Raw genomic sequence first — 11,995 nt, forward strand, 5'->3', positions numbered from 1 at the left:
ATTAATTTGATATCGCAAAGATATGTTTTACTTACGAATTCACAAATTTTCGATGTAACTTTCCTATCTTTGCCCGACAATTCTGATGAAATGAATAAATTTGAGTTAACATCCGCCTATCGTCCCACCGGAGACCAACCGGAAGCAATTGCACAACTCACCGAAGGTGTACGTGAAGGAATTCCCGCACAAACTTTGCTGGGTGTGACAGGTTCCGGAAAAACATTTACCATTGCCAATGTCATAGCCAACATCAACAAGCCTACGCTCATATTGAGCCATAACAAGACACTGGCTGCACAGCTATACAGCGAGTTCAAGGGATTCTTCCCGAACAACGCGGTAGAATACTATGTATCCTATTATGATTACTATCAGCCCGAAGCCTATCTTCCTTCTTCGGACACATATATAGAGAAAGACCTCGCCATCAACGACGAAATCGACAAGCTCAGGCTTGCCGCCACTTCCGCCCTGCTTTCCGGACGCAAGGATGTGGTAGTGGTATCTTCCGTATCGTGCATCTACGGCATGGGAAATCCGGCCGATTTCTATAATAATGTCATCGACGTGCAACAAGGAAAAAATTACAGTCGCAATGTGTTCTTGCGCCGGCTTGTAGACAGTCTTTACGTCCGTAACGACATTGATTTGAACCGGGGGAATTTTCGCGTGAAAGGCGACACCGTAGACATTTACCTTGCTTATGCCGACAATCTGCTGCGCATAGTTTTTTGGGGAGATGAGGTAGACAGCATCGAAGAAGTAGACCCTATAAGCGGAGTTACCATTGCCCGGTTCGATGCTTACAAAATATATCCCGCCAACCTCTTTATGACGACCAAGGAAGCCACTCTGCGGGCTATCCATGAGATAGAGGACGACTTGCGCAAACAAGTGCAATGGTTTGAGAACGAGGGACGTCCTTTTGAAGCCAAACGCTTGCAGGAACGGGTCACCTACGACATGGAAATGCTGCGCGAATTGGGACACTGTTCGGGAATCGAGAACTATTCGCGCTATTTTGACGGACGTGAGGCGGGTACACGCCCTTACTGTTTACTGGATTTCTTCCCCGATGACTTCCTTATCGTCATTGACGAGAGCCACGTCAGTGTTCCGCAGATACGAGCCATGTATGGCGGTGACCGTGCCCGGAAAACCAATCTTGTAGAATACGGTTTCCGGCTTCCCGCTGCCATGGATAATCGCCCGTTGAAGTTTGAGGAATTTGAATCTATGGCCAAACAGGTAATATACGTCAGCGCCACCCCCGCCGACTATGAGTTGATGCAATCCGAAGGTATTGTCGTAGAACAGGTGATTCGTCCCACAGGTTTGCTGGACCCTATCATCGAAGTACGCCCCAGCCATAACCAGATAGACGACCTGATGGAAGAAATTCAATTGCGCATAGAGCGCAATGAGCGTACACTCGTCACCACTCTGACCAAACGTATGGCGGAAGAGCTGACGGAGTACCTTCTCAATAACAGCGTAAAATGCAACTATATCCATAGTGACGTAGACACGCTGGAACGTGTAAAGATTATGAGCGATTTACGTGAAGGCGAATATGATGTGCTTGTAGGTGTCAACCTTCTGCGTGAAGGACTGGACTTACCGGAAGTCTCTCTTGTGGCTATTCTGGATGCGGACAAGGAAGGATTTCTCCGCTCTCACCGTTCATTGACGCAGACAGCGGGACGTGCCGCCCGTAATGTCAACGGTATGGTTATCATGTATGCTGATAGAATTACGGAAAGTATGCAGCTTACCATTGACGAAACCAACCGCCGTCGCGAAAAGCAATTGAAGTATAACGAAGAACATGGCATTACTCCCCGGCAAATCAAGAAAGCAAAGAACCTCAACGTATTTGCCGGTACGGAAGGATTTGCCGAAAGCGGAGCCGGCAAAGAAAAATCTTCCGCAACCACTCCACGTCCCTATGTGGAACAAGACAGTACCGCTACGCTTGCCGCAGACCCGATTGTTCAGTACATGAACCGCGCCCAGCTTGAAAAGAGCATCGAGCGTACCAAGAAACTGATGCAGGAAGCCGCCAAGAAACTCGACTTCATCGAAGCCGCGCAATACCGTGATGAAGTACTAAAAATGGAAGACCTTCTAAAAGAAAAAACAGAATAGAACCTAAAAAGTCTGTTTGTATCAAACTGTTTAATGCTGCATTTGTTACTCTTTGTATATAAATCACTTAACTCATAAGATTATGAATACAAAAAGAGGAACGGTAGCATTAACAGCCTTAGCTGCCCTGTTTTCATTAGGCATACAACAAGCGGACGCATGTACGCGCGCCACTTACATCGGACCGGACAATATGGTTATCACAGGCCGTACAATGGACTGGAAAGAGGATATCATGAGTAATATTTACGTATTCCCGCGGGGAATGGAAAGAGCCGGATACAATAAAGGCGAAACAGTGAAATGGACATCAAAGTACGGCAGTGTCATTGCAACAGGTTATGATATAGGTACATGTGACGGTATGAATGAGAAAGGTCTGGTGGCCGGCCTGCTATTCCTGCCGGAGTCCGTATATGACCGTCCCGGAGATACCCGCCCCGTAATGGGCATCAGTATTTGGACGCAATACGTACTTGACAACTTCGCTACCGTACGCGAAGCCGTAGACGAGCTGAAAAAAGAGACCTTCCGCATTGATGCCCCCCAAATGCCGAACGGCTCGGCTTCCACTCTTCATTTGGCTATTACAGACGAAACGGGAAATACCGCTATCCTGGAATATCTGGACGGAAAGCTGAGTATCCACGAGGGCAAAGAATATCAGGTAATGACCAACTCGCCCAAATATGAGGATCAATTAGCCATAAACGACTACTGGAAAGAAGTCGGCGGATTGCAAATGCTGCCCGGAACCAATCGTTCCAGCGACCGTTTTGTACGTGCGTCATTCTACATCCATGCCATTCCTCAGACGGCAGACGCAAAGATTGCAGTGCCCAGTGTGTTGAGCGTGATGCGTACCGTATCCGTCCCGTTTGGAATCACTACACCGGATAAGCCCCACATCTCTTCCACCCGTTGGCGTTCGGTCTCCAACCAAAAGGATAAAGTCTATTATTTTGAGTCAACCCTCACTCCTAACCTGTTCTGGCTTGATTTGAAGAAAATAGATTTCAGCCCTAAAGCCGCAGTAAAGAAACTTGCGCTGACCAACGGAGAAATCTACGCGGGAGATGCCGTAAAAGATTTGAAAGACAGTTCCTCTTTCACATTCCTGTTCCAGACACCCGTTCTTTGATAAGAGCGTATAAATCTTTATTAAAGATACATATAAAGGACTGTACCATACGGACAAAAGGGTACAGTCCTTTTTTGCATACTTGTTTTTCACGTTAGCCTTAAGCCTTTCTCATGATTTTTATGTATGTTTGTAGTCAAACTTCAAAGCCGCATATCTACATGGAACTATTAGTATATAAAGCCTCGGCCGGTTCGGGAAAGACCTTCACACTGGCTGTGGAATACATCAAGCTTCTGATTCTCAATCCCCGCGCCTATCGGCAGATTCTTGCCGTAACTTTTACCAACAAGGCTACGGCGGAGATGAAAGAGCGTATTTTAACGCAACTTTACGGCATTTGGAAGGCAGACCCTGCATCAGACGCTTACCTGAAACGTATCAAAGAGGATTTGAATTCCTCTTCCCTTTCCGACAAAGAACTGCGCCAACGTGCAGGGATGGCCTTGCAATATATGCTGCACGATTACAGTCGCTTCCGCGTGGAGACAATCGACTCGTTTTTCCAGTCCGTCATGCGCAACCTTGCCCGTGAACTGGAACTCAGCCCCAATCTGAACATCGAACTGAATAACGCCGATGTGCTGAGTGACGCCGTCGACAGTATGATTGAAAAGCTGACTCCCTCTTCGCCCGTATTGGCTTGGCTATTGGATTACATCAACGAACGCATTGCCGATGACAAACGCTGGAATGTCTCCAATGAAGTCAAGAGTTTCGGACGGAACATCTTCGATGAAAGTTATATAGAACGCGGCGAAGGACTGCGTCTCAAACTTCGTTCGCCCGAAACAATCAAACTTTATCGTGACGTGCTGCGCGAAATGGAGACTGATGCGCTGGAACAGATGAAAGGTTTCTATGACCAGTTCGAAGGAGAGCTGGACGGTCATGCTCTCGTACCCGAGGACTTGAAAGGCGGTGCACGCGGCATAGGTAGCTATTTCCGCAAATTGCGTGACGGGCGGCTGACAGACAAAGACGTACTGAATGCCACCTTACAAAACAGTCTGGCAGATGCCAAAAACTGGACTACAAAAACATCTTCCCGTAAGGATGAGATTATCCGTCTTGCGGAAACCAGTCTGATACCTTTGCTTCAGGATGCAGAGAGGCTGCGCCCGCAGAAAAGCCGTACGATAAACAGTTGCCGCCTCTCGTTGCAACATCTCAACAAATTACAGTTGCTCAACCATATCGATGAAGAAGTACGCACACTGAACCGAGAGCATAACCGGTTTCTGTTGTCAGACACCAACGCCCTGTTACATAAATTAGTGCACGAGGGTGATTCTTCCTTCGTATTCGAGAAAATAGGCGCCAACATCCGCAATGTAATGATAGACGAGTTTCAGGATACAAGCCGCATGCAATGGGATAATTTTCGGTTACTGTTGCTCGAAGGGCTTTCACAAGGAGCTGACAGTCTGATTGTGGGTGACGTGAAACAGTCCATCTATCGTTGGCGCAACGGTGATTGGGGAATATTGAACAGCCTGGGAAGCAGTCAATCCCAACCTCAACTCTACAACAACAGTTCCCAACTCTCTTTTCCTTTCCCGGTACGTGTGGAAACATTGAAGGTAAACCGCCGGAGTGAAACGAATGTCATCAATTTCAATAACCACTTGTTTACCGCTGCGGTAGATTATCTGAATTCCTTGCATTTGGAAGAACTGAAAGAAGAATGCTTTCCGCTGAAACGGGCCTATGCCGATGTAGCCCAGGAATCTCCTAAAACAGACAGTAAGGGCTATGTCAAAGTCTCTTTCATAGAGCCTGACGAGGAACGGAACTATACCGAAAAAACTTTATCCGCTTTGGGCGAAGAAGTACAAAGACTGCTCTCGGAAGGTGTGAAACTGAATGACATCACCATTCTTGTACGCAAGAATAAGAACATACCGCCTATCGCGGATTATTTCGACAAAGAACTGCATCTTCCCGTCGTATCGGATGAAGCGTTCCGTTTGGATGCGTCTCTTGCTATCTGCATGTTGATAGATGCTCTGCGCTATCTGTCGAATCCGGAAGAAAAGATAGCGAAAGCTTCGCTAATCATGAATTACAAATTACAGATTACAGATGAAAAACAAGCGAAAGCCGATAAGGCAGGAGCAAATGAGAATAAGCTCCGAGAAAACGGAAATATTGCAGGAGCAAACGAAGACAAGCGAGAGGCGAACTTTGCAGAATCGGCAGATTGGCACAATATCTTAACGGCTGATGCAAGAACAGCGCTTCCCGCAGAGTTCGTTTCCCGTATGAACGAACTACGCCTGATGCCGCTATACGAACTACTGGAAGAACTCTTTACACTGTTCAATATGGGCAGCATCGAAAAGCAGGACGCTTACCTGTTCTCCTTCTTCGATGCGGTGACGGAGTATCTGCAAAGTAATTCTTCCGACCTCGACGGCTTTATCCGTTACTGGGACGAGACACTTTGCGCCAAGACAATCCCCAGCGGAGAAATGGACGGCATACGTATCTTCTCCATTCATAAATCCAAAGGACTGGAGTTCCATACCGTCCTCATTCCCTTCTGCGACTGGAAACTGGAGAACGAAACATACAACCAGCTCGTATGGTGCACCGCTCCCGAGTCACCTTATAATGCAATAGACCTTGTTCCCGTCAACTACTCTTCCACAATGGCGGAGTCTGTTTACCGTCAAGACTATCTTGACGAGCGCTTGCAACTGTGGGTGGACAATCTGAACCTGCTTTATGTAGCGTTTACCCGCGCCGGGAAGAACCTGATATTATGGAGCAAGAAAGACCAGAAGGGGACGATGGCGGAACTTCTTTCCGCCGCCCTGCCTCAAGTTGCCCAAACGGGTGAAGGCAGTTGGGATGAAGAGGAAAGTGTCTATGAAAGCGGAGAGATATATCCGTCGGGAGAAGAGATTCTTCACTGCGTTCAGAATGAAAAGAACAAAGACACGGATAAGCCGAATGACAAAAGCAAAGTCCTGAACAAGCTTGCCCAGAAGCCCGTCAAGCTTCCGGTGCACATGGAGAGCATGCGCCACGACATCGAATTCCGCCAGTCCAACCGTTCCGCCGACTTCATAGCCGGAGTGGACGAAGCCGAATCCAGCCGGCGTTTCATCAATCGGGGACGTTTGTTGCACACATTATTCTCTGCCATCGAAACCGAAGCGGATATTGACGATGCCATCAGCCGCCTGGTATTCGAGGGTATTATAGGACGTACCGAAACAGAAGAGGAAATACGGGAACTGACCCGCAAGGCGTTCTCTCAACCGCAAATCAAGGATTGGTATTCGGGCGCATGGCAGTTATTCAACGAATGCGACATCATTTGGCAGGAGAACGGCGCGCTCCGCAACCGCCGCCCCGACCGCGTGATGATGCGTGACGGTGTAATCGTGGTTGTAGACTTCAAGTTCGGCAAACCTAACAAGAAATATAACAAGCAGGTGCAAGGATACATAGAATTACTTGTCCGCATGGGGTATGATGTAAATACTATCAGCGGGTATCTGTGGTATGTAGAAGAAGAAATAATAGAGAAAGTATGAAAACATTCCTTCAATTAGTAGCCCAAGACCTATATTCCAAAATAGGAAACGACCTGTCACGCACAGCCATCGTATTTCCCAATAAACGCGCCGGCCTGTTCTTTAATGAACATCTGGCAGCCCAAAGCGACCGCCCGTTATGGTCGCCCGCATACGTCAACATCAGCGAACTGTTTCGCCAACTTTCACCCTTGAAACCGGGTGACCCTATCCGGTTGGTGTGCGAGTTGTATAAAGTATTCCGGGAAGAAACCCATAGCGAAGAGCCGTTGGATGACTTCTATTTTTGGGGAGAACTGCTTATCAGCGACTTCGATGACGTAGATAAGAACCTTGTAGATGCCGGCAAACTGTTCAGCAACCTGCAGGACTTGAAGAACATCATGGACAGCTACGATTTTCTTGATAAAGAACAGGAAGAAGCCATACAACAGTTTTTTCAAAACTTCTCCATTGACAAGCGCACGCAGCTCAAAGAGAAGTTTATCTCCCTTTGGGACAGGCTGGGAGACATTTATAGAAACTACCGGAAGAATCTCTCCGAACTGGGCATCGCTTATGAAGGCATGATGTACCGCCACGTCATAGAACAGCTCGATACAAACCGCCTGCGCTATGACCGCTACGTATTCGTCGGCTTCAACGTGCTGAATAAGGTGGAAACCCGCTTCTTCCAACTTCTGCAGGATGCGGGAAAAGCCATGTTCTACTGGGATTACGATGTGTTCTACACCCGTCTGCCCCACGAACAGCAACCGCCGTACATCCACGAGGCAGGTGAATTTATCCTGCGCAACTTAAAGCTGTTCCCCAATCAACTGCCCGAAACAGCCTTTGACGTCCTGCGGCATCCCAAGAAAGTCCGTTTCATATCCGCTCCGACAGAAAATGCACAAGCCCGCTACCTGCCCGAATGGGTGCGTACGGTTACGAAAAATGATACCGAAACAAGCAAGGAGAAAGAAAACGCCATCGTATTATGCAATGAATCGCTGTTACTGCCCGTACTGCACTCCATTCCCCCGGAAGTGGAGAACGTCAACATAACTATGGGATTTCCATTGGCGCAGACACCCGTATACAGTTACATCAACGCCCTTATGGAATTGCAGACTACGGGATACCGCAGAGATACGGGACGCTATACGTACGAAACGGTACTTGCCATATTGAAACACCCCTATACCCGGCAACTGTCTGCCGCCTCCGAAGACTTGGAGAAGCAACTCACCAAAGACAACCGTTTCTACCCTCTTCCGTCGGAGCTTAAAAAAGACGCTTTTCTTGAACGGATATTCACTCCGCAGAACGGAATCTCTTCCATCTGCCGTTATCTCACCGAACTGCTGCACGAAGTAGCCGTTGTTTACCGTCAGGAAAAAGACGAAGAAGATATTTTCAACCAGCTTTACCGGGAATCACTATTCAAGAGTTATACGCTTGTCAACCGTTTACTCAGCTTGATAGAGAGCGACGGACTGAGCCTGCAGACAGACACCCTGAAACGTTTGATGAATCGTCTGCTCACCTCAACCAACATCCCGTTTCATGGCGAACCGGCTATCGGCATGCAAGTAATGGGAGTGCTGGAAACACGTAATCTTGACTTCCGTAATCTTATTATGCTGTCCCTCAATGAAGGCCAACTCCCAAAAGCCGGCGGTGACTCGTCCTTCATTCCTTATAACCTGCGCAAAGCATTCGGCATGACCACCATCGAGCACAAGAACTCGGTATATGCCTATTACTTCTACCGCCTTATACAGCGTGCGGAAAATATCACCTTATTATACAATACGGCATCCGACGGTTTGAACCGAGGTGAAATGTCACGTTTCATGCTCCAATTCCTCGTAGAGTCTCCACACGACATCTCGCGCGAATATCTGGAAGCGGGACAATCTCCCCAACACAGCCGTGAGATAGAAATACATAAGACGGATGAGGTACTATCACGAATGTACAACACATACGACATCCGGCGACATCCGAATGCGCTCTTTTCGCCTTCGGCACTCAATACCTACCTCGATTGCCGGCTAAAGTTCTACTACCGCTACGTTGCCGGACTGAAAGCCCCCGATGAGGTCAGTGCAGAGATTGACTCCGCCTTGTTCGGAACCATCTTCCACCGTTCTGCCGAACTGGTATATCAAGACCTTACCGCCAATGGAAAAGAGATACGCAAAGAAGATTTGGAACAACTGCTCCGTAATGACGTTAAACTGCAAACTTACGTAGACACCGCCTTCAAAGAAGAACTTTTTCATGTACCGGCCGACGAGCGTCCCGAGTATAACGGCACACAGCTCGTTCACTCCAAAGTCATTGCTTCCTATTTGCGGCAACTGCTCCGTAATGACTTGCAGTATGCTCCTTTCCACATGGAAGCCATGGAACAAAAAGTAACGGAAACCATAGAAGTAAATACTCCCTTGGGAACTCTGCCTTTAAATATTGGTGGAACGATAGACCGGATGGATAGTAAAAACGATACCCTGCGTATTGTGGACTATAAGACAGGCGGTACTCCCAAAACTCCTGAGAACATAGAACAACTGTTTACTCCAGCCGATAACCGTCCAAGTTATATCTTCCAGACTTTCCTGTATGCCGCCATCATGTGCCGCAAACAAACCTTGAAAGTAGCCCCCTCCCTGCTATACATTCATCGTGCCGCGTCCGAAAGCTACTCGCCCGTCATCGAAATGGGTGCACCGCGTCAGCCTAAAATACCGGTTTATAATTTTGCATTTTATGAAGATGATTTTCGGGAGCGGCTATCGGCGCTTCTGCAAGAGATATACAATCCCGGGGAGCCCTTCACTCAAACAAAAGATACGAAGAAATGTGAATACTGCGACTTTAAAAGGTTATGTAACAAATAAGGAGGTTGTGTCAATACAAAAAAACGTTTACTATTTGTTTTTTTGTATTGACACGACCTCCTTATTTATTTCTTCAACGGGATAGAGAAATAGAATGTCGATCCTTCTCCCTGCTTGGATGTAAACCACAGCTTACCGCCATTCTTCACGACAAAATCCTGACACAATAGCAATCCTAATCCGGAACCTTCTTCATTGTTAGTACCGAAGGTGCTGAAATGCGTATCGGTATGCAGTAATTTTTTCTGCCCTTCTTCGTCAATTCCGCAACCGTTATCTTTTACGCTGACCACCACCATATCTCCCTGTTCTTCCATTTTCACCAACACTTCGGAGTTTTCATTACTGAATTTAATGGCATTGCTCAACAGGTTGCGAATAACGGTTTTCAGCATATCAATATCGGCACAGACAGGTAACTTCTCCGGCTTTTCTTCACGAATGGTAATCTTCTTCAAACCGGCTATCATATTGAATACATCAATCACGCTGTCCATCACTTCCACTGCATCAATATCCTGATAGACAACATTCAGATTACCGATTTGGCTCTTTGTCCATTTCAGCAGGTTATCCAATAATGAGAAAACATCTTCTGTTGTCCGGTTTGCCATTGTCAGCAGCTCGTGCATCTCGGTGCCAATCTTCTCAACAGGCAGGTTAAGAATCAGCATATTCAGCACCATTTTGATAGAGCCCATCGGAGAACGCAAATCGTGGGCAATCACAGAATACAGCTTGTCACGTCCGGCAATGGTACGCTGCAACTCTTCCGTTTTCTTCAAAATAATACGTTTGGCCGCCACCAATGAAATCTGATGAGTGACACGGATTATCAGTTCTTCCTTATTGAAAGGCTTGGATATAAAATCATTGGCCCCTACCTGGAAACCTTTCACAATATCCGTCGTACTGTTCAATGCAGTCAAAAAGATGATTGGAATATCTGCCGTATCGGGGTTTGACTTGAGACGCTGCGCAACTTCAAATCCGCTTAAATCCGGCATCATCACATCCAGCAACACTAAGTCCGGATGTTCTTTTTCCACCTGTTCCAAAGCCTGCTGTCCGTTGTTCGCCGTAGCAATCGCAAACTTCTCATTTGTCAAGAGTACTTTCAACAACAATACGTTGGACATCACATCATCTACGATGAGAATCTTGTACTCGGAAGGATTTATTTCCATGTTCATCTTTGTATTATATTTTTTCCCGTTATCGATATTATATTTATTCAAGAACGATACTTTCCGAAATATTCAATCATGCGGCGCAAGCCTTCCTCCAGCCCGATTGCAGGTTGCCAGAGCAGTTTGCTTTTAGCCAACGTAATGTCGGGTTTTCGTTGTCTCGGATCATCGTGCGGCAACGGTTTGAATATCAGCTTTGATTGGGAGCCTGTCAGCTCGATGACTTTCTCCGCCAGCTCAAGAATGGAGAATTCGCAGGGATTACCCAAATTTATCGGACCGATAAACTCATCTTCCGTATTCATCATCCGCACCATTCCTTCTATCAAGTCGTCCACATACTGAAAACTACGAGTTTGAGCGCCTGAGCCGTAAATCGTAATATCCTCGTTCCGCAATGCCTGAACCACAAAATTAGAAACCACCCGCCCGTCATCAGGCAACATACGCGGACCATATGTATTGAAAATACGTATAATCTTTATGCGTATCCCGTTCTGACGATGATAATCCATAAAAAGCGTTTCGGCGCAACGTTTGCCTTCATCATAACAAGAACGGATTCCGATCGGGTTTACATTTCCCCAATAACTTTCCACTTGGGGATGTATGATAGGATCACCATAGATTTCGCTGGTAGACGCCTGCATGATTTTCGCATTTGCCTTTTTTGCCAGTCCCAACATATTAATAGCTCCCAATACCGAAGTTTTAATAGTTTTTATGGCATCGTGCTGATAATGTATCGGGGATGCGGGACAAGCCAGATTATAAATTTCATCGACCTCCGCCTCATAAGGGAATTCCACATCGTGAAGCACAAATTCAAAATGAGGATTCCCCTTCAGGTGGGCTATATTCTCTTCCGAACCGGTGAAAAGATTATCCAAGCATATTACTTTGTGTCCGTCTTTAATCAACCGGGTACACAGATGAGAACCTATAAAGCCGGCACCACCGCTAACCAATATTTTTTTCATGCAGCACTATATTTCTATATGTCCGAAGACCATACAATCTGTTTGTTTTGCTTATGTGCTGACAAATGTAGGCGATTTGGTTAAAATATGCAAGTTT

General features: G+C 46.7%; 6 protein-coding genes. 4 read left to right on the forward strand and 2 right to left on the reverse strand.

Annotated features, from left to right (window positions below; all coding sequences use genetic code 11):
- The first annotated feature begins 90 nt into the window (after nt 1-90).
- The 4 genes from uvrB (at nt 91) to I2F54_RS05000 (ending at nt 9,728) form a co-directional block, all read left to right on the forward strand.
- Nucleotides 91-2,151 carry an excinuclease ABC subunit UvrB gene (gene uvrB, locus I2F54_RS04985; RefSeq protein ID WP_087411885.1) on the forward strand — a complete coding sequence of 687 codons (2,061 nt, stop codon included), beginning with the start codon at nt 91-93 and terminating at the stop codon, nt 2,149-2,151.
- Between the two features lie 82 nt (nt 2,152-2,233).
- On the forward strand, nt 2,234-3,292 hold the full coding sequence (locus I2F54_RS04990) for a linear amide C-N hydrolase (RefSeq protein WP_009121061.1): 1,059 nt from the start codon (nt 2,234-2,236) through the stop codon (nt 3,290-3,292).
- A 161-nt stretch (nt 3,293-3,453) separates the two neighbouring features.
- A complete protein-coding gene (locus I2F54_RS04995; RefSeq protein ID WP_195500634.1) occupies nt 3,454-6,840 on the forward strand; it encodes a UvrD-helicase domain-containing protein in 3,387 nt (1,128 codons plus the stop codon).
- On the forward strand, nt 6,837-9,728 hold the full coding sequence (locus tag I2F54_RS05000) for a PD-(D/E)XK nuclease family protein (protein WP_195500635.1): 2,892 nt from the start codon (nt 6,837-6,839) through the stop codon (nt 9,726-9,728). Before I2F54_RS04995 ends, I2F54_RS05000 begins: the two co-directional genes overlap by 4 nt.
- A 65-nt stretch (nt 9,729-9,793) precedes the next feature.
- Here the strand turns inward: I2F54_RS05000 and I2F54_RS05005 are convergent, their stop codons facing one another.
- Both I2F54_RS05005 and I2F54_RS05010 read right to left on the reverse strand, forming a co-directional pair.
- On the reverse strand, nt 9,794-10,921 hold the full coding sequence (locus tag I2F54_RS05005) for an ATP-binding response regulator (RefSeq protein ID WP_087411880.1): 1,128 nt from the start codon (nt 10,919-10,921) through the stop codon (nt 9,794-9,796).
- A gap of 41 nt (nt 10,922-10,962) precedes the next feature.
- A complete protein-coding gene (locus I2F54_RS05010; RefSeq protein WP_022218806.1) occupies nt 10,963-11,898 on the reverse strand; it encodes a UDP-glucuronic acid decarboxylase family protein in 936 nt (311 codons plus the stop codon).
- Nucleotides 11,899-11,995 lie beyond the last annotated feature (97 nt).

It is taken from the genome of Bacteroides clarus (assembly GCF_015555825.1).
In the GTDB taxonomy this organism is placed as follows: Bacteria; Bacteroidota; Bacteroidia; order Bacteroidales; family Bacteroidaceae; genus Bacteroides; species Bacteroides clarus.